General features: G+C 66.5%; 13 protein-coding genes. 3 read left to right on the plus strand and 10 right to left on the minus strand.

Annotated elements, in window-relative coordinates:
• Positions 1-202 precede the first annotated feature (202 nt).
• A complete protein-coding gene (locus ASD94_RS00830; RefSeq protein WP_235510515.1) occupies positions 203-1,993 on the plus strand; it encodes an ATP-binding protein in 1,791 nt (596 codons plus the stop codon).
• A gap of 43 nt (positions 1,994-2,036) precedes the next feature.
• On the opposite strand, the gene ASD94_RS00835 is transcribed toward ASD94_RS00830, so the two are convergent.
• Complete coding sequence (locus ASD94_RS00835) at positions 2,037-3,674, minus strand: iron ABC transporter permease (protein WP_056637649.1); 1,638 nt, start codon at positions 3,672-3,674, stop codon at positions 2,037-2,039.
• A gap of 122 nt (positions 3,675-3,796) precedes the next feature.
• Here ASD94_RS00835 and ASD94_RS00840 point away from each other — a divergent pair, with 122 nt between their 5' ends.
• Positions 3,797-4,861: an ABC transporter ATP-binding protein gene (locus ASD94_RS00840; protein WP_056637259.1), complete on the plus strand. Its 1,065-nt coding sequence runs from the start codon at positions 3,797-3,799 to the stop codon at positions 4,859-4,861.
• A gap of 84 nt (positions 4,862-4,945) precedes the next feature.
• Here the strand turns inward: ASD94_RS00840 and ASD94_RS00845 are convergent, their stop codons facing one another.
• From ASD94_RS00845 to ASD94_RS00875, 7 genes are all read right to left on the minus strand, one after another.
• Positions 4,946-6,178, minus strand: a complete 1,233-nt coding sequence (locus ASD94_RS00845; RefSeq protein ID WP_056637261.1) for a Yip1 family protein — start codon at positions 6,176-6,178, stop codon at positions 4,946-4,948.
• Between the two features lie 186 nt (positions 6,179-6,364).
• Positions 6,365-7,102 (minus strand): 1-acyl-sn-glycerol-3-phosphate acyltransferase, encoded by a 738-nt coding sequence (locus tag ASD94_RS00850; protein WP_056637263.1) that lies wholly within the window; start codon positions 7,100-7,102, stop codon positions 6,365-6,367.
• Between the two features lie 39 nt (positions 7,103-7,141).
• Complete coding sequence (locus ASD94_RS00855; protein WP_056637264.1) at positions 7,142-8,437, minus strand: dihydroorotase; 1,296 nt, start codon at positions 8,435-8,437, stop codon at positions 7,142-7,144.
• Between the two features lie 76 nt (positions 8,438-8,513).
• Positions 8,514-9,476, minus strand: a complete 963-nt coding sequence (locus ASD94_RS00860) for an aspartate carbamoyltransferase catalytic subunit (RefSeq protein WP_056637266.1) — start codon at positions 9,474-9,476, stop codon at positions 8,514-8,516.
• Positions 9,477-9,478: 2 nt separating this feature from the next.
• On the minus strand, positions 9,479-10,000 hold the full coding sequence (gene pyrR / locus ASD94_RS00865; protein WP_056637269.1) for a bifunctional pyr operon transcriptional regulator/uracil phosphoribosyltransferase PyrR: 522 nt from the start codon (positions 9,998-10,000) through the stop codon (positions 9,479-9,481).
• On the minus strand, positions 9,997-10,428 hold the full coding sequence (gene ruvX / locus ASD94_RS00870) for a Holliday junction resolvase RuvX (protein WP_056637272.1): 432 nt from the start codon (positions 10,426-10,428) through the stop codon (positions 9,997-9,999). Before ruvX ends, pyrR begins: the two co-directional genes overlap by 4 nt.
• Positions 10,425-11,024, minus strand: a complete 600-nt coding sequence (locus tag ASD94_RS00875; protein WP_056637274.1) for a YqgE/AlgH family protein — start codon at positions 11,022-11,024, stop codon at positions 10,425-10,427. The genes ruvX and ASD94_RS00875 overlap by 4 nt, the downstream gene beginning before the upstream one ends.
• A gap of 21 nt (positions 11,025-11,045) precedes the next feature.
• Between ASD94_RS00875 and ASD94_RS00880 the strand changes: the two genes are divergently transcribed.
• Positions 11,046-12,530, plus strand: coding sequence for a deoxyribodipyrimidine photo-lyase (locus ASD94_RS00880; protein WP_056637277.1), 1,485 nt, complete (start codon positions 11,046-11,048; stop codon positions 12,528-12,530).
• A gap of 54 nt (positions 12,531-12,584) precedes the next feature.
• Here the strand turns inward: ASD94_RS00880 and ASD94_RS00885 are convergent, their stop codons facing one another.
• Together ASD94_RS00885 and ASD94_RS00890 are read right to left on the minus strand one after the other, a co-directional pair.
• Entirely contained in the window at positions 12,585-13,757 is a 1,173-nt protein-coding gene (locus ASD94_RS00885) for a PilT/PilU family type 4a pilus ATPase (protein WP_056637280.1), read from the minus strand.
• A 109-nt stretch (positions 13,758-13,866) separates the two neighbouring features.
• Positions 13,867-20,103 carry an Hpt domain-containing protein gene (locus ASD94_RS00890; RefSeq protein WP_056637284.1) on the minus strand — a complete coding sequence of 2,079 codons (6,237 nt, stop codon included), beginning with the start codon at positions 20,101-20,103 and terminating at the stop codon, positions 13,867-13,869.
• Positions 20,104-20,118: the final 15 nt, after the last annotated feature.

The following is a 20,118-nucleotide window of genomic DNA, read 5'->3' on the forward strand; positions in this document are numbered from 1 at the left end:
CCCGCCAGGGTGTCGCCCGCTGTAGGGCGTTCTGCTCGTTGGGCGGTGCCCGGGCGGGTCGGCAGTGCGCCTGACCAGCGTGGTGACGGAGTCCCGCCGGTGGGGTGCCCAGATCGGCGACTTGCCCCGTGAATCACCGGGCTGCGGTTCGCGCGAGCCGCAGGCCTATGATGGTTGCAGTTGCTTACTTAAACACTCGCCCATGACGGCCCCTGCCTCGCCTTCCGCAGCCCCCCCAGCGCATCAGCCCCCCGACGGCCCGTCCTTGCAACCCAAGCGGCCGTCGAGCCTGCCCTTGCGCACCATGGTGGCATGGGGCACGGCCCTGGTGCTGCTGCTGGCCTGGACCACGGTAGTTGTCCTGCTGAATGTGTCCTGGCGCGATGCCATGAATGCACAGGTTCGCCAGAACAGCAATCTGGCGCTGAGCCTGGGCGAACAAACCGTGCGGGTGATGGCGGCGGTGGACCAGGCCACCATCCGCATGCGCGACGCGGTCCAGGCCAACGACTTTGAAAAGGCCGATTTCACGCGGTTCGCCAATGAAACCGGGCTGGCGCCCCAGATCCTGACCCAGCTCTCTCTGGTAGGACCCGACGGCCGGTTCATCGGCAGCAACATCGACCCCACGGGCGAAAAAACCGGCCACGTCGATCTGTCGGAGCGCGAGCACGTACAGGTGCACCTGAACCCGAAAGCGCCGGAGGCTACGCGCCTGCAGCAGACACCCAACGGATTGTTTGTGGGCAAGCCGGTGGTGGGCAAGGTCTCTGGCAAAGCCACTATCCAGCTATCGCGAAAGATTCCGGATGCCAACGGCGGCATCGCGGGCCTGGTGGTGGCCTCCGTGAACCCCGGCTATTTTGAGGACGTCTATCGGGGTGTGCAGCTGGGGCGCATCGGGGTGGTGACCCTCATCGGCAACGACAGTACCGTGCGCGCCCGGGTCTTGGGCGGGCAGAGCGCGGGCATGGGCAGCGTGATCGCGCGGGCGGCCAACAACAACATGGAGGAACTGGGGAGCAACGGCAACTATGTGCGCTCCAGTGGACTGGACGGCGTCGAACGCATCTATGCCTACAGCCGTGTGGGCGAATATCCGCTGCTGGTTGTGGTGGCCACGAGCACCGACGAATCCTTGCAGGAATGGCGCGCCAGCCGCAACGTAGCCTTGTTCACCATGGCGCTCTTCAGCGTCGCGCTGGTGGGCGCCGCGATCATCTTTGTGCGCAGCGTGCGCCAGCTGGAAAGCACCAATGCTGCCCTGCGCGTCAGCGAGGCCGAAGCCCGCTCGGCCAGCCAGGCCAAGAGTGAGTTCCTGGCGGCGGTGTCGCACGAACTGCGCACGCCCCTCACCAGTATCCGGGGGTTTGCCGAGCTGATGGAACTGCGGCTGGACCAGCCACGATACAAAGAGCAGGCTGGATTGATCCGCAAGGCGGCCGAACACCTCAACGCCCTGCTCACCGAAATCCTGGACCTGGCCAAGGTGGAAGCAGGCGCCATGCCCCACACGCCCACCGAGCAGAACGTGGCAGAGATCGTCCAGTCCACGGCTGATTTCTTCGCCGTCACGGCGGCCAACAAGAACCTGGCGCTCCACGTGCGCATCGACCCCGAAGCCCCCCACACCCTGCTGTGCGACGGACTGCGGCTCAAACAGGTGCTCAACAACCTGCTCTCCAACGCCATGAAATTCACAACCGAGGGCTCGGTCGCCATCGAGGTGGACACCGCCGGTGACACCGTGCGCTTCCACGTGGTGGACACCGGCCCCGGCATCCCGGCGCACCTGCACGAAACGGTGTTTGAAAAATTCCGCCAGGGCAACGACCAGGTGAGCTATCAGCACGGCGGCACCGGCCTGGGGCTGGCGCTGTCGCGGGCCCTGGCAGCGTTGATGGGCGGCACACTCACGCTGTCCTCCGCGGAGGGCCAGGGGTCCCGCTTCACCCTCACCCTGCCCCGCAACCCAGGTACCGCGCCTCAGTAAACAACGCCGCCCAGCGCGATGCGCGCGCCACGGCGTTGTTGGGTCAGTGCCGACTGCGCAGCGTCCGGCTGAGCAGAATCACCGGAACCAGCCCCACCGCCACCAGCGCCAGCGACGGCAGGGCCGCCTCGCCCAGCCGCTCGTCACGCGCGAGCTGGTAGGCGACCACGGCCAGGGTGTCGCTGTTGAAGGGGCGCAGCACCATGGTGGCGGGCAGCTCCTTCATCACGTCCACAAACACCAGCAGCGCGGCCGCTGCGGTAGACCGCTTGAGCAGCGGCCAGTGCACGCGTGCCAGCAGGCCTGCACTGCCCACGCCCAGCATGCGGGCCGAGTCATCCAGGCTGAGCGGGATGCGCGCATAGCCACTTTGCATGGACTGCAGCGCCACGGCACAAAAGCGGACCAGGTAGGCCCACACAATGCCCAGCGCCGTGGCCGTGACCAACGCGCCCACGCCCCACTGGGGCACCGCCGCCTGCAGCCAGCCCACGGGCAGCAGCAGGCCCACCACGATCACGGCGCCCGGTACTGCGTAACCCACGCTGGCCAGTTGCACCACACCGCGCGTCACGGCATCGGGCTGGCGGCGCACGGCAAAGGCCAGGGCCAGCGCAACGGCCACAGCCAGCACAGCGGTGATGCCGCCCAGGCGCACGCTGTGCCAGGCCCATTCCATGAACCGCTCCCACGGCAGCACCGACCAGTCGGACGCGAGCGGGCGCAGCATGAACAGCACCGGCGCCACAAAGCCCATGAGCACGGGCACAGTGCACACCACCCAGGCGGCCCAGCGGCGCGCACCGCGCAGGGCCAGTGGCTGCGCCTCGGCCGAGCCCGCACGACCGCCGCCGGTGGCAAAACGCATGCGCTTTTGTGCGCGGTGCTCCAGGTGCAGCAGCGCCATCACCACCACCAGCAGCATGGTGGCCAGTTGCGCGGCGGCCAGGCGGTTGTCCATGGACAGCCAGGCCTTGTAGATACCGGTGGTGAAGGTCTGGATGCCAAAGTAGCTGGCCACGCCGAAGTCGGCCAGGGTTTCCATCAGCACTAGCGCCACCCCGGCGGCGACGGCCGGGCGCGCCAGTGGCAGGGCCACGGCACGGATGCGGCGCGGCAGCGGTGCGCCCAGCAGGCGTGCGGCCTCCATCAGGTGCGCGGCGCGTTCGCCCAGCGCCGTGCGCGCCAGCAGGTACACATAGGGGTAGAGCGAGAAGATGAACACCCACACCGCACCGCCCAGGCTGCGCACCTCGGGCAGCAGGCGGCCTTCCAGGCCAAAGGTGTTGCGCAGGCCCACCTGCAACGGGCCGCTGAACTGCAGGAAGTCGGTGTACGCATAGGCGGTGACGTAGGCGGGCATGGCCAGCGGCAGCAGCAGCAGCCATTCAAAGGTACGGCGGCCCGGAAAGTCGAACAGCGTCACGGCCGCAGCCGCCAGCGTGCCCACCACGGCGGCGCCCAGCGCCACCAGCACGCTGAGCCACAGGGTGGTCCACACGTAGCCGGGCAGAACCGTGGAAGCCATCTCGCGCAGGATGGCGCCCGCCTGCGCATCGCCCTGCCCCGTGGCCGACAGCGGCAACCACGACGCCAGCACCGCCAGCACCGGCAAGGCCAGAAAGCCTGCAAACAGGATCAGCGGGACGCTGCGAAGGACAGAAGACGGGGTGCGGCGCAAGGCGGTGGGCTCGGCAGAAGGGAAAAAGACGCACACCTGCCGAAAGGCATGGGCGCCACAGCGCCCAGGAATGCAAATGCGAATTTTAAGCATTCACTCCACCCCGCCTAAAATGCACAGATATGTTTCTTGAGGTCTCCCAACTCGAAGTGCACTACGCAGGCCGTGCACAGGCCGCCGTGCAAGGCGTCACGCTCAGCCTGAAGGCGGGCGACATCGGCGTGCTGATCGGCCCGTCCGGCTGCGGCAAAACCACCTTGCTGCGCGCCGTGGCCGGGCTGGAGCCCGTGACGGGTGGCGAGATCCGCCTCACCAAAAGCGTGGTCAGCAACGCCACCCTGAGCGTGCCGCCCGAGCTGCGTCGCATCGGCATGGTGTTCCAGGACTACGCATTGTTCCCGCACCTATCGGTGGGCCGCAATGTGGCGTTTGGCATCCACCAGCTGCCCAGGGCCGAGCAGGCCGTACGCGTGGCCGAGGTGCTGAAACTGGTGGGGCTGGAAGGCAGCGAGCACCGCTACCCGCATGAACTCTCTGGCGGCCAGCAGCAGCGTGTGGCGCTGGCCCGCGCGCTGGCTCCGCGCCCACAGCTCATGCTGCTGGACGAGCCGTTCTCCAACCTCGACGTGGACCTGCGCGAGCGCCTGGCGCACGAGGTGCGCGGCATCCTGAAAGCCGCTGGCGCCACGGCCCTGTTCGTCACCCACGACCAGTTCGAGGCGTTTGCGATTGGCGACGTGATCGGCGTGATGAACGAGGGACACCTGCACCAGTGGGACGACGCGTACACCCTGTACCACCGCCCCGCCACGCGGTTTGTGGCGGACTTCATCGGCCACGGCGTGTTTGCGCCGGCCACGCTGGTGCAGCGCGACCACAACGTGGTGGCTCAAACCCCCTTGGGCGACCTGACCGACCTGGACGAGTGCCCCCTGCCCAGCAGCTACCCCGGTGGGGAATGTGATGTGCTGCTGCGTGCCGACGACATCGTGCACGACGACCATGCGCCCGTGCAGGCGCAGATCGTGCGCAAGTCGTTCCGGGGTTCGGAGTTTCTGTACACCCTGCGCCTGGCCAGCGGCCACACGGTGCTGGCCCATGTGCCCAGCCACCACGACCATGCGCTGGGCGAGTGGATCGGCATCCGCGCCCAGGTGGACCACGTGGTGACGTTTCCGCGTGGCTGAGACCACTATGGGATCAGAATCGGCCGGATGCGCTAGTCGAGCATGCCTGAATAGCTATTGAATCAATAGCAGATACCCATCCGCTCAGGACTTGCCCTTGCGCTGCAGGCCCTCCAGGCCGTTCAGGTCCACCTGCGACATCAGGCTGCGCAGCTCTTTCACGCCGATCTTGTCCCCTTCGATGCTGACCACCAGGCCGTTCTTTAGGATGGTCTTGAACTCGGCGTGGCTGCCGTCCTTGTCGTAGCGCTGGTGCAGGGTGCGGCCACCTTCCTGCCAGGTCTTTTCGGCGCTGGTCTGGTCTTCCTTCTCGCCCTGCACCATGCCCATGGCCATCACCGCCATCTGCCCGAGGCCACCCACATCCACGATCTCCAGGCGCAGCTGCTTGTCGTCGTTGCCGTATTGGGCGCTGGCCTGGCTGGTGGGCAAGCCCAGTGCTGCACCGTCCTGCACATCAAAACCCGTGCGGGGCAGGCCCGCCAGCTTCTCCGGCAGTGCCGCCTTGAGCGACTGGGCCGCGATGGCCTGTCCCCCACCCAGCACACCGGCCGCAGCCTTGGCGGCATCGCCCGTGGCGGCGGCGATAGCGGCCGGGTCCTGGCTCTTCTGGGCCTCTTCCATCTTGCGGGCGGCCTCTTCCATCTTCTTACCCGCAGCTTCCAGGCCTGCGGTGTCGATAGACACCTTGCCGCCGGGCGTGTTCATGGTGATGGCAGGGGCGTCGGCACCGCCAAACAGGGCACCGCTGCGCGGCATGAACAGCGCGCTGACGGCACCGATGACCACACCCATCACGATGGCTGCAATGATGACTACCACCGTGTAGCCCACCGACTTCTCGGGCGCACTGCGCATGAGCACCGGCAGGCCGGTATAGAGCAGGTAGATGGAGTACAGCGCCGCCAGCAGGCCCAGCATGGCCAGCGAGGGCAACAGGCTGAAGATGCCGCCCAGCAGGGCAGCCGTGCTGGCGTACACCGCCACCTTCTGTGCCTGGATGGCATTCTTTTGCCCGCCGAAGGTGGGCGCCAGCGCATCGACGATGAAGCCGAGCACCAGCAGGCCCACCAGGCTCAGCCCGTACGACACGACCATGTTCACCAGCCCCGACACGAAAGGCATGCGGATGGTGACCCCAAAGCCGCCAAAGCCGATCAGCGACATGCCGATGAAACCGCAGACCGCCGGGATGGCTGCCAGGACCATGGCGTAGCGGGTGAACAGGGTGGCGGTGTCGGTGACTTCCGCATCGATGGTGGCCCAGGCCTCCTTGGGTTGCAGAAGAATGCTTTTGGCGCGTTCAATCAGGTTCATGGTGCCCTCCCGGCAGTGTGCAAAGGCCTGCGATGAACCGCAGGCAAATGGAAAGCGCGGACGATACGGGACATTGCGCCGGGCAGACCACCTAGACGACCACCTGCCGGGCTCAAAGCGTGGAATATGCACGCTTTTGCCGCACAAAGACAGCTCGTTGGGAACCCAGGGAACCTGTGTGCGTTCTCAGGCCTTGCGCAGTTGATCGACCGTGTCGTGCAGGTGCTGCGTCCAGGTGCGGCGGTCGCGCTCGCCTGCCAGCTCGGGCGGGCCGTAGTGCACCACGGCCTCGATGGGCGGGGCGCTGAGCGTGCGCCAGATCGAGCCCACCAGGGTTTCGTCGCCGATGTAGCTCGGCGCAAAGCTGGTGGCGCCGGTGGCCTTGTCGGCAAAGCGCAGGCCCACGGGCTGCACTGGCGCCTGCGCGGCCACAGCGGCCTGCAGCAGGTTGGCATGGAAGGGCAGCATCTCGCGCCCGTCACCCGTAGTGCCTTCGGGGAACACGGCCAGCACTTCGCCACGCTCCAGCGCCTCCTGCATCGAGCGCACCATGCGCAGCGCATCGCGGCGCGAGCTGCGCTCGATGTAGAGCGTGCCTGCGGCCGTGGCCAGGGTGCCGATCAGTGGCCAGCCCTGCACGTCGGACTTGGAGACAAAACGGCAGTGCCGCGCCGCATGCATCACGGGGATGTCAAGCCAGGAGATGTGGTTGGCCACCAGCATCACCGGCCCGGTCACCGGGGGTTCCCCCAGGATGCGCAGGCTCACGCCCGCATGGGCCAGCAGCTCCAGCGACCACACCTGCACGCGGGCGTGCTGCTGGTCGGGCGACAGCGCTGGAAAACGCAGTGCCACGATCCACAGGCCTTTGGCAATGTGGCCCAGCAGCCGCAGCAGCCGCCAGCAGGCGCGCAGGGATCTCATCACAAGGCCCGGCCCCGGGCCTGGCTGCAGCGCGCCACGTCAGCCCCGGTCAAAAGCGACCTGTCCGCCGACCAGGGTCATGCGCACACGGCCGGGCAGTTCATAGCCCGAGAACGGCGTGTGCTTGCCCTGGCTGGCGAGCGCGTCGTCCTGCACCGTCCACGCGGCCTGCGGGTCGAAGATGCAGAGGTCGCCCACGCCGCCTTCCACGATCTGGCCCACGCTGGCCTGCAAGGTGCCCAGCGCGTTGCCCAGCACGCGTGCGGGCTCTGCCGTGACCACAGCCAGCGCGCGCTGCAAAGGCACACCGCTGTCCTGCGACCACTTGAGCGCCAGCGACAGCAGCAGCTCCAGGCCCGTGGCGCCGGGTTCGGCCTCAGCGAACGGCAAGGTCTTGGCATCTTCATCGACGGGGGTGTGGTCGGACACCAGCGCGTCGATGGTGCCATCGAGCAGCGCCGCGCTCAGGGCATCGCGGTCGCGCTGCTGGCGCAGCGGCGGGGTCAGGCGCGCGCGGCTGTCGAAGAAGCCGATGTCGTTTTCGGTGAGGTGCAGCGTGTTGATGCTGATGTCGCAGGTGACCTTGAGGCCCTCGGCCTTCGCGCGGCGCACCAGCTCGACACCCGCAGCGCTGCTCAGGCGGCACAGGTGCACACGCGCGCCGGTAGTCTTGAGCAGCTCGAAGATGGTGTGCAGCGCAATGGTTTCGGCTGCCACGGGCACGCCCGACAGGCCCAGGCGGGTGGCCAGCGCACCGCTGGCGGCCACGCCCTTGCCCAGGTGCATCTCTTGCGGACGCAGCCACACGGTGTAGCCAAAGGTGGCGGCGTACTGCAGCGCGCGCTGCAGCACCTGGGTGCTGGCCAGCGGCACCTCGGCCTGGCCAAAGCCCACGCAGCCGGACTCGGTCAGCTCGGCCATCTCGGTGAGCACCTCGCCCGCCAGGTTGCGCGTAAGCGCCCCGAGCGGAAAAAGGCGCGACTGGTGCAGCTTCTCGGCGCGGAACTTGAGCATCTCCACCAGGCCGGGCTCGTCCAGCACGGGGTCGGTGTCGGGCGGGCAGACCAGGCTGGTCACGCCACCGGCCACGGCGGCGGCCATTTCGGATTCGAGCATGCCTTCGTGCTCGTGGCCGGGCTCGCGCAGGCGCGCCGCCAGATCCACCAGGCCAGGCAGCACGATGCAGCCCGTGGCATCCACCACGCGCTTGGGCGCAAAGTCGGGCGGCACGCGGTTCACGCCCACGATGCGGCCCGCCGCGATGGCAATGTCGCAGGTCTGGTCAAGGCCCGAGGCGGGGTCGATCACCCGGCCGTTCTGGATCAGGATTTTCATGATTTCAAGCCAAATTGGCTGCCAGCGCTTACTGGATAAGCGCCAGCAGCTATAAAAACAGGAGTCGCCTTCAGGGTCACGCCTCGTTCCCAGCGACTATGGACATGACAGCCATGCGCACCGCGATGCCGAAGGTCACCTGCGGCAGGATCACGCTCTGCTTGCCATCGACCACGGCGGAGTCGATCTCCACGCCGCGGTTGATGGGGCCCGGGTGCATCACGATGGCATCGGGCTTGGCCAGCTGCAGCTTTTCCTCGGTGAGGCCAAAGCTCTTGAAGTATTCCTGGCTGGACGGCAGCAGCGCGCCGCTCATGCGCTCGTTCTGCAGGCGCAGCATGATGACCACGTCGGCATCCTTGATGCCTTCTTCGAGCGTGTGGCACACGCGCACGCCCATCTGCGCCATGTCCGACGGCACCAGGGTGCGTGGGCCCACCACGCGCACTTCGGCGCAGCCCAGCGTGGTCAGGCCGTGGATGTCGGAGCGCGCCACGCGCGAGTGCAGCACGTCGCCCACGATGGCCACCGTGAGGTTGCTGAAGTCCTTCTTGTAGTGGCGGATGGTGTACATGTCCAGCAGCCCCTGCGTGGGGTGGGCATGGCGGCCGTCGCCGGCGTTGATCACGTGCACATGGGGCGCCACATGCTGCGCAATCAGGTACGGCGCGCCCGACTCGCTGTGCCGCACCACGAACAGGTCGGCAGCCATGGCCGAGAGGTTGGCGATGGTGTCGAGCAGCGACTCGCCCTTGCTGGCCGAGCTGCGCGCGATGTCCAGGTTGATCACGTCGGCCGACAGGCGCTTGGCCGCGATCTCGAAGGTGGTGCGGGTGCGCGTGCTGTTCTCAAAGAACAGATTGAACACGCTCTTGCCGCGCAGCAGGGGCACCTTTTTCACTTCGCGGTCGTTCACGCTCACGAAGTTGGCCGCCGTGTCGAGGATGTGCGTGACGATGTCGCGCGGCAGCCCTTCGATGGACAGCAGGTGGATGAGTTCGCCGTTGCCGTTGAGTTGGGGATTGCGCTTGTGCAGCACGGTCAGGCCTCTTTGACTTGGAATTGGAAGGTGCCGCTATCGTCGCGGGCCAGGGCCAGCGACTGCGCGGCAGGCAAGGCCACGCGTGCGGCGGCAAAGTCGGCTTGCACAGGCAACTCGCGCCCGCCCCGGTCCACCAGCACGGCCAGGCGCACGCTGGCGGGGCGGCCGTAGTCGAACAGCTCGTTGAGCACGGCGCGGATGGTGCGGCCGGTGTAGAGCACGTCGTCGAGCACCAGCACGTCGGCGCCGTTCACATCAAACGGCAGCGCGGTCTGTGCGCTGGCCGACAGGCCGCGCTGCGCGAAGTCGTCGCGGTGCATCACCGACGAGAGCACACCGGCAGGCCCTTCCAGGCCCAGGTCTTTTTGCAAGCGCTCGGCCAGCCAGGCACCGCCCGAGGCAATGCCCGCCAGGCGCGTGGTGGGGGTGAGCATGCTGCGCACGCCGCGCAGCAGCTCGCGGTACAACGCCTCGGCGTCGAGCACCAGGCTGCCGGACATGCCGGGGGAGGGGGTGGTCATGGGAGATTCCTCAAAAACTGTTCCAGGATGATGCAGGCCGACGCTGCGTCGGCATCCTTGGCACCACCCGCAATGGCCTCGGTGGTGCTGTAGCGTTCGTCCACCTCGAACACCTGCAAGCCAAACCGCCCGCGCAGTTGGCGGCCGAACTTGAGCGCGCGTGCAGTGTTTTCGTGGCTCGCGCCGTCGGGGTGGTAAGGCACGCCGATCACCAGCGCGTCGGGCTGCCACTCCTTGATGCGCTCGGCCACCTGGGCAAAACGGGCGTCGCCCTCGGCCTGGATGGTGCGCTGTGGTGTGGCGCTCTTGAGCATGCGGTTGCCCGAGGCCACGCCCGTGCGCTTGAGGCCAAAGTCAAAAGCAAGAAAGGTCTGGAAATGCGCAGGAACGGCTGGCGGCTGGATGGGCTGAGCGGGCGAACCGGTCATGCGTGCCCCGCCTCGGGCGACAGCATCCAGGCCTTCAGGCCCAGCAGCGACAAGGCCCGGTCGTAGCGCTCGGGCACGGGGGTGTCGAAGATCACCGACAGATCAGCCGCCACGGTGAGCCAGGCGTTCTCGGCCAGCTCGGATTCGAGCTGCCCCTCACCCCACGACGAGTAGCCCAGCGTGATGAGCACGCGGCGCGGGCCTGCCCCCGTGGACAGCGCTTCGAGCACGTCCTTGGAGGTGGTCATCTCTAGCCCGCCCGGGATGGTCATGGTGGACGCGTAGGCCGACTCGTCCGTGTCCGCGCTGTTCGTCAGCATTGGCTCGTGCAGCACGAAGCCGCGCTCGGTCTGCACCGGCCCCCCTTGGAAGACGGGCGCCGTGGTGAGGTCCTCACGGCGCAGGGACAGGTCCACCTTGTCGAACAGGCCCTTGAGGGTGATGTCGGTGGGCTTGTTGATGATGAGGCCGAGCGCACCGCGCTCGCTGTGCTCACACAGATACACGACGCTACGCGCAAAAGACTCATCTTCCAGGCCGGGCATCGCGATCAGGAAGTGATGCGTCAGGTTGATGGGCGCAGAATCGAAAGACATCTCGCAATTTTAACGGTGAACATGCCCCCCTCCCCCGAGCCCACTTACCCCCGTGGCCTGGTCTGGTTCCGCCGCGATCTGCGTGCGCACGACCAGGCAGCCCTTTACCACGCGCTGACGCGCTGCGAACAGGTGTTCTGCGCATTTGTCTTTGACAAGGACATCCTCGGCGCCCTGCCCCGCGCCGACCGGCGGGTGGAGTTCATCCGGGAGTCGCTGGTGGAACTGGACGGCACCCTGCGCACGCTTTCGGGGCAGGAACGGGGAGGCCTGATCGTTTGGCACGCCGTGGCCAGCGACGCCATTCCGGCGCTGGCCAGCACCCTGGACGTGCAGGCCGTCTTTACCAACCACGACGACGAGCCCCAGGCACTGGACCGCGACCGCCTGGTCCGCACGCGCCTGGCGGCAGCAGGCAAGGCCTTTCACACCTTCAAGGACCATACCCTGCTGGAGCGCAGCGAGGTGCTGACGCAGACGGGCAACCCGTACAGCGTGTTTACACCGTACAAGAATGCGTGGCTCAAGAAGATCGACGCGTTCCAGCTCAAGAGCTATCCGGTGGAGCGCCACGCCCACCATCTGGCGGCCCGCCCTGAGGCCCATTGCCAGCCCGTGCCCACCTTGCAGGACCTTGGGTTTGAGCCCACAGCGCTGTCCCAGCTGCGCCTGCCCACGGGCGCCCGGGGCGCACAGCAGTTGTTCGACGATTTTCTGGGCCGCATCGAGCGCTATGAGGACACGCGCAACTTTCCGGCAGTGAAAGGGCCCAGCTACCTGAGCGTGCACCTGCGGTTTGGAACCATCTCGCCGCGCTTGCTGGCGCGCACGGCGCACCGCCTGATGCTGGAGGGCAACCCCGGCGCCACGACCTGGCTCAGCGAACTGATCTGGCGGGACTTCTATTTCCAAATCCTGCACCACCACCCGCATGTGGTGGGCCAGAGCTTCAAGCCGGCCTACGACGCCATCGCCTGGGAGACCGGCCCCGAGGCCGATGCGCTGTTTGCCGCCTGGTGCGAGGGCCGTACCGGCTACCCGCTGGTGGATGCGGCCATGGCGCAGATCAACCAGACGGGCTACATGCACAACCGCCTGCGCATGGTGGTGGCCAGCTTTCTGGTCAAGGACCTCGGTATCGACTGGCGGCGGGGCGAGGCCTACTTTGCCACGCAGCTCAATGACTTCGACCTGGCGGCCAACAACGGCGGCTGGCAGTGGGCCAGCTCCAGCGGGTGCGATGCCCAGCCTTACTTCCGCATCTTCAACCCGGTCAGCCAGAGCGAGAAGTTCGACCCGGAGGGCAAGTTCATCCGTCGCTACCTGCCCCAGCTCGCTGCGCTTCCCACCAAGGCACTCCATGCCCCCTGGCTCGCGCGCCCGCTGGAGCTGCAGGAAGCTGACGTGCGCCTGGGAGACACCTACCCCCGACCCGTGGTGGAGCACGATGCCGCGCGGCAGCGCACGCTGGAGCGGTATGCGGTGGTCAAGACGCCTGCGGGCTGATGCCATGCGGCGCCTGGGGCCGGGCCCTGCGCCTGAAGCCGCACCGGGGTAAGGTCAGCGATGCCCCGGTGGTGGCGGATCACTGGGCGGGGGTTCCTCCGGCGCCATCTGCATGCCGTCGCCGCCCAGCGATGCACCCGCAGCCAGCCGCAGCCGCAGGCGCACATCGGTGCGGTTGTCAGCGTTGGCAATGGCTTCTTCGGGCGATATAGCGCCCGCCTCCACCATGCCCAGCAGTGACTGGTCAAAACTCCACATGCCCTGCTCGCCACTGCGGGTGATGGCGGTCTTGAGCTCGTCGATCTGGCCCTTCTGGATCAGTTCGGACACATAGGGTGTGAGCAGCATGATCTCGGTCGCGGGCACCAGGCGGCCCGCCAGGCCTTGTACCAGGCGCTGCGCCACCACTGCCCGGAGGTTGAGGGACAGGTCCATGAGCAGCTGGCGGTGGGCGTCCTCGGGGAAGAAATTCACGATGCGCTGCACCGCCTGATTGGCATTGTTGGCGTGCAGGGTGGACACGCACAGATGGCCGGACTCCGCATAGTGCAGCGCATGCTGCATGGTGGCCCGGTCACGGATCTCGCCGATCATGATCACGTTGGGCGCCTCGCGCATGGCACGGCGCAGTGCTTCGTCGTAGGACAGGGTATCGAGACCCACCTCGCGCTGCGTCACCAGCGATTTCTTGTGCGTGTGCAAATACTCGATGGGGTCCTCCACCGTGAGGATGTGCCCGCCGGTATGAGTATTGCGATGGTCCAGCAACGCCGCGAGGGTGGTGGTCTTGCCCGAGCCAGCGGCCCCCACCGTCAACACCAGCCCCCCTTTGAGGAACGCCAGCCGCTGGATCACGGGCGGCAGCCCCAGCTCTTCCAGCGTCGGAATCCGGGCAATCACGTGGCGGATCACCATGCCGACCTGCCCCCGCTGCATGTGCACGTTCACGCGAAAGCGCTCACCCTCGGCGGTCTGCAGCGAGAGGTCGCACTCCATCGTGGCTTCGAACTCCTTGCGTTGGGCGTCGCGCAAGATGGAATAGGCCATCTCTCGCACATCGCTGGGCGCCAGGACCTGCTGGGTAATGGGCACAAACGCGCCCTGGCGCTTGATGGTGGGCGCCGCGCCCGCCAGCAAGAACAGGTCAGACGCGCGCTCGCGTGCCACCAGCGCCAGACAGGCCAGCAGCCGGGGGTCGGAGGGAGGGGCTGGGTCCAGCGGGTCCATTGGGCAGACTCAGGCCGCAGGGGTCCACGCAGGGGGCGCGGACAAAGTTGGTAGCGGGGCACTCCCCACCCGCGCAAAACTGCCGGGCCGGGAGTAGTCCTGCATGGCGTCAGGCCTCTGCAGCTGCCGCGACGCGGGCGTAGTGCTGGATGAGGCTCAGCAACTCTTCGTCCGAATAGGGCTTGCCCAGGTAGTGGTTCACGCCCAGCTCCATCGCATGCTCGCGGTGCTTTTCAGCAATGCGCGAGGTGATCATGATGATGGGCAGATCACGCAAGGCACCATCTGCACGGATGTTGCGCGCCAGATCGAAGCCGTCCATGCGCGGCATTTCGATGTCGGACAGCACCACCGTCGGGCGCTCTTCCTGCAGACGCTCCAGCGCCTGCAGGCCATCGGCGGCCAGCGCCACACGGTAACCTTCGCGCTGCAACAGACGTTGCGTGACACGGCGCACGGTGATGGAGTCGTCCACCACCAGCACCAACGGCACCTGGCTGGTGCCCGCCAACTGGGGCGACACCACTGCCTTGGCCGTGCCAACCACACCTTGTGCATCGGGCGCCGGCGCCATGTCGGCACTGGCTGCACGCACCTGGTCGCCATACACGGTTGCCAGGGCCACAGGGTTGTAGATGAGCACCACAGCACCCGAGGCCAGCACGGACATGCCCGCCAGGCCCGGCAGACGGGACAGCTGTGGCCCCAGGTTCTTCACCACCACTTCCTGGTTGCCCAGCACTTCGTCCACGTGCATCGCAATGCGCTGTGCTGCGCTTCGGAAGATCACGACCGGCCGGGTCTTGCCTGCAGGTTCGGTGCTGCGTGCAGAGGACTGCAGCAGCGCGCCGGACCAGAAGAACGGGATTTTCTCCATGCCGTCGTCAAACACACCGGTGCGGTAGGCCTCTGCGAGGTCGGGGGCCGAGGTGCGACGGACGATCTCGACCACGTTGGCCGGAACGCCAATCGCCAGGTCGCCCGAGCGCAGCATCACCACCTGCGTCACCGCCGTGGTCAGAGGCAGCACCATGCGGAACGCCGCGCCCTTGCCCGCCTCGGTGGAGGTTTCGATGCGGCCACCGAGCGCGTTGATCTCGGCACGGACCACGTCCATGCCGATGCCGCGGCCTGCCAAGCCAGTCACTTCAGAGGCCGTCGAGAAGCCCGGCATGAAGATCAGGTTGGCAGCATCGGCATCGCTCAGTTCCACGCCAGGTTCCACGATGCCCTGGGACAGGGCCTTTTCGCGGATGCGCGGCAGGTTCAGGCCAGCACCGTCATCACGGAACTCGACCGACACGTCATTGCCTTCGTGGTGCAGGTCCACCGTGATGGTGCCCGACGCCGGCTTGCCGGCCGCCGTACGCACTTCAGGCTCTTCGATGCCGTGGGCCACGCAATTGCGCAGCAAGTGCTCGAAGGCGGGCGTCATGCGGTCCAGCACGCCACGGTCCATTTCGATGGAGCCGCCGGTGATGTCCAGCTTGATCTGTTTGCCGGTTTCCTTGGAGGCCTGGCGCACCACGGCGTACAGGCGTTCGGCAATGCCTTCGAACTCCACCATGCGTGTGCGCAGCAGGTCGCGTTGCAACTCGCGCGCCTGACGGCCCTGGGCTATCAGGTCGTCTTCGGCGCCTTCCATGGCGCGTTGCAGGTTGCGCTGCACCGTGGCCACGTCGTTGACCGATTCGGCCATCATGCGGGTCAGCTCTTGCACCCGTGTGAAGCGGTCGAACTCCAGCGGATCGAAGCCCGCTGCAGAATCCTTGGACAGCGCCAGACGCGACTGCATCTGGGACTCGGCCTGCACCTCGATGTCGCGCAATTGTTGGCGCAAGCGGTCCAGGTTGCCCGACAGATCGACAAGCGAGCTGCGGAACTGCCCCAGGCGCGCATCCAGGCGCGAGCGACTGATCATCACTTCGCCCGCCTGGTTGACCAAGCGGTCCAGAAGCTGCGCACGCACACGCACAGACTGGTTGGCAGCCACCCGCAGGGGCGCCAACTGGGACGGCCCTGGCAGGCGCACTGCCGGAGCGGTGATGGCCTGTGGGCGGACAGAAGGTGCTGCAGGTTGAGAGACCGAGGGCTCGACCGCGTCTGCCACATTGGCACGGGAGGCGGGAACCGTCTCGACCGGCAGGGCGACTACGGTGTCGGAAGGATTCTGACCAATGGCGCGCAGCGCGTCGAAGTTGGCTTGCAACCCGTCGAAACTGCCTTGCAACGGCTCGATCTGGTCGGTGGTGACGGTTTCTACGTCCAGCTGCTCAATCGCAGATTCCAGCCGGTGGGCCATTTCACCGAGGCGCATCGCACCGGCCAGACGCGAGCTACCCTTGAGCGTATGCAGGGCCCGCAACACTTCGCTGCGAGCACTGAGGTTGTCCGGACGCGAAGCCCACTGCCGCAACGCACCACCCAACTGGGGCAGCAACTCGGCCGCCTCTTCCTCGAAGATGGGGAACAGGTCGGGGTCGATGACGTCGATCGCATCAATGTCATCGTCGGCGTCAGGGATCGATGCAATGGCGTGCGCGATGGCATTGTCGATGTGCTGATCGTGGTCATGAACGACCGCAGACAGTGCAGGCGCCACATGGCCCGCCACAGGCACAGGCACAGCGGGGACCGCAGGCTCGACCTCGGGTTCTGCGTCCACCGTGAGCAAGCCAGCCTCCGGCGCTTCGGAGGCAACTTGCTCTGCGGCGTCGAGATAGGCCTGCGCATCTTCCTCGGGCGGAGACTGCGTGCTGACCACCTCGGTTTCCAGAATCTGACGCAGCTGGGCCAGCACTTCAGGGCTGGGCTCTTTGAGGAACCCAGCGGCAAACTGATGCAACAGGCGGCGGATGTCTTCCGCCGCGGCCATGAAGGCCGCTGCCTGCTCCTGGGTTCCACCCGATTGCAGCTGGACATGCTGCAGCGTGTGCTCCAGCATGCGGGCCATTTCGGACAGTGCAGTGAAGCCCACGGTGGCAGAACTGCCGGCCAGAGAATGCGACAAGGCCACGGCCACGTCGGGCAGAGGCTCATGCAGTTCCAGCGCCCACTCCTGCAGGCAGGTGACCAGGCGGCGCGACCACTCATCGGCCTCGTTCAGGTACACGTTGTACAGCGGGATACCGATACGCAGCGTATCAATGACCTTGACGGCATCGTCGCTGCCACCTTCTTCCTGCGGCAGGGCATCGAGCAGATTTGGCACCTCTGGCGCGGGCTCCACATCCGCACCGATGTCCTGTGGCAGTGCCTCGGAACTTGCTGCGGCTTCGGCGACGGGAGCCAGCAATTCGGCTGCCTCGGCCGACTCGGCCTCCAGCAGCTTCTCCAGCTCGGCAACATCCAGGGCCTCCAACCCATCCGACGGGACGTTGGCAGGGGCATCGGCACTCACCACGTCCTGCAGTTCGCCCGCATCGAGCACCAGTTCTTCTGGGAGCAACGGCGCCTCGTCCATAGCGTCCGCCGGAGCTTCCAGCGGCACATCGACGGGGTCTGCATGAGCAATCTCTTGCGCCGGTGTTGCACCCGCCACAGGCTCCAGATCAGGCAGTTCGAGATCGAGCACAAAGTCCGCACTGGACGGGTCGACCACGGGCGCGGGTTCGTGAGCAGACTCGTTCAGCGCAGCCGTGAACACCGAGAAGTCAATTTCTTCGGCCGCTTCCGGCGCTGCGGCAACGGCTTCGGCCGGCTGGTCGGACCCACGCATCGAGATCTCAGTGGCCTGGAAGTCGGGCACCGTGAGCTCGTCGTGGGGCACCTCGGCAGCCGAGGCAGCCACTGGCTCCAACGCTGTCTCGGCAATTTCCGGTTCAACCTGCGGCGCTGCAGGTTCGGGAGACACGCTGCCATCGGACGGCACCACCAGCGGTACCAGGGTGCCATCCATACGCATGGCGTCGGCGGACCGGCGGAAGGACTCGGGGTCCCAGCCGGTTGCGCGACCCGCAGCAATATCGTCCGCCCACCGGCTGAAGGCATGCAGTGCGTCCGTTGACAGTTGCAGCAAGCTGGGCTGCATGGGCTTTTGCTCGGCAAGCCACACGTTGAGCACCTGCTCCATCGACCAAGCCGCCTCACCAAAGTCATTCAGCCCCACCATCCGCGAGCTGCCTTTGAGCGTATGGAACGCGCGGCGCAGCGCGGTCTGCTCGCTCAGGTCACCGGGTTCGCCCCGCAGCTGGTCAATGGCCGCCAAGCCGTTGACCACCACTTCACGCGCCTCTTCGAGGAACACGTCAAGCAGTTCATCCTCCACATCGGGCACTGCGGCGGGCGCAGCCGCGGCCACAGGAGAAGATGCCTCGGCTGGTGCCGGCGCCGGTGCCGCCACGACAGGAGCAGGTACGTCAAAGGAGATATCCGGGGCCAGGCCGGCGGGCTCTGCCGCAGGGCTTGCATCGGCCGCAGGGGCCGATTCAAAATCAGGGAACGGAGCAAAGTCCGTGGGCTCGCTGACAGGCTCCTGCACCGGAAAGCGGGGAATCACGTCGGGCACCACGGTGGCAGAACGCTCTTCCAGCTTGGCCGGAGCTTCTTCCATGGCATCGGAGGCGCGTGCACGGGTTTTTCCCATGAGGATGCGCAGTTCGCCCAGGTCCTCGTCATACACAAAGAGCTTGCGCGCCATGGTGCGCTGGTAGCTCAGCATGTCGATCAGGAAGCCCAGTGCGCCCAGGCTGTTGCCCAGCTTTTCAAACGCGCTCTGGCGTTCCTCTTCGGGCACCTCGTTGATCAGCAGGCGCTCCACCGTGTCGCGCATACGGACCACAGCCAGCGAGGCTTGGTCCAGCCCCAGCACCGACAGCACGCCACGCATCTGCGCGAGGTGCCCGGGCACGGTAGCCAGCACACCGGTGTCCTTGGGGCTGCGGAAAAACTGGTCCATGGCCTTCTCGGCCTCACCCAGGGTCACCCGAAGCTCATCGACCACGCTGCCCATGGTCTGGTTGTCGCTGACCCGGCGGTACAGCTCTTCCATCCATTGTTCCAGGGGCTCGGGCTCAGCGCCCGCCGTGACCGCGTCCAGTCGCTCTGCGAGTCGGCTGGCGCGGGCTTCCATCTGGTCGTCTGCCGCGTCCAGCTCTTCAAAAGCCGCCTGCAGGTACAGCACCGAGGTGGCCACCTCCATCGCCAGCGCGGGCGATGGGGGCTCGCCCGATCGGGTGGTGGAGTCGAGGGCACGCGTCAACGCCTGCGCCAGGTTTTCGCTGCCTGGATGGAGCTTGCGCAGCGAATCGCACACCAGACTGAACTGGTCTGCGGCCGGCTTGAGTTTGTTGCGGTCGCCACCTGCGAGGGCCGACCAGGTTTCTGTCGCCGAAGCAATGCGCTTGCGCGCCTGCGTCAATACTGCGGGGTCAAAACGCCCGAAGCGGGCGGTTTCGTAGTCCACCGGTTTGAACCGGTCCAGCGCAAAAGCCTGGCGAACAGCACGCAGCGAGGGCGCTGCATCCTCTGCCAGATCTGCCACCCGGGCCTGCGAACAAAAGAACAGCAGATCCTGAACCAGCCGGTCGGCGATCGTCGGATCACCCTTGGCCAGCGTGGCGTACTGCATGAGCACACGGGATGCCACGCGTTTGACGTACACATCCGGCGGCAAAAGACCCGAGCCAAAGGCGTCGAAGAAACCTGCGCAGATTTTCCAGAACGCACGCGCCTGCCGATCTGTTTGCGCGGCCACAAAGCCCAGGCAGGTGTCGCGCAAGCTCAGGGCGGCCTTCAGGTCACCCGATTTGACGATGCGAAGCACCGCCGCATCCAGCCGCGCCCGGGCTTCAGGGCCGTAGGACAGCGGGGGGCGCGACACAGCACCTTCGGGTTCACGGAAACGACGCTCCACCGGCCACAGGTCGGCGGGGTGCACCCGGTCGGCTCCTGCCAATGCCTGTGCATCGCGGTATTGCGGAAACAGAGCCACCGGCGATACGGCTTTGCCCGCCAGAACGGTTTCGAGATATTCGATCAGGGCGAAACTGGCGCGCTCGATCACTGCTGCAGCGTCGTCACTGCACGTCTCGGGGCGCTGCACAAACTTCTGCACCGCCGACTCCATGGACCGCAACACCAGCGCGGGCGGTCCCATGCCCACCATTTCCAGGGCACCGCAGGCCTGGTGCAGTTGCTGGCGCGCAATGCGCAAGGGGCCAGCGTCTAGCGCCGCCAGATCGGATTCGCGCGCTACCTCGGCATCACGCACAAAGCGTCGCATTGCCTTGACAGCAGCGTCCAGCGACTTGCGAAGCTCGTCAAGCACCCAAGCCAAAGGACCCAGGTCCTGATCTCCCTGGGTCCCATCTGCGGCCGATGCATTGTTGACATCAATAGATGACATGGATTCGTCCCCGGC

It is taken from the genome of Acidovorax sp. Root70, assembly GCF_001428225.1.
Taxonomy (GTDB): domain Bacteria; phylum Pseudomonadota; class Gammaproteobacteria; order Burkholderiales; family Burkholderiaceae_C; genus Acidovorax.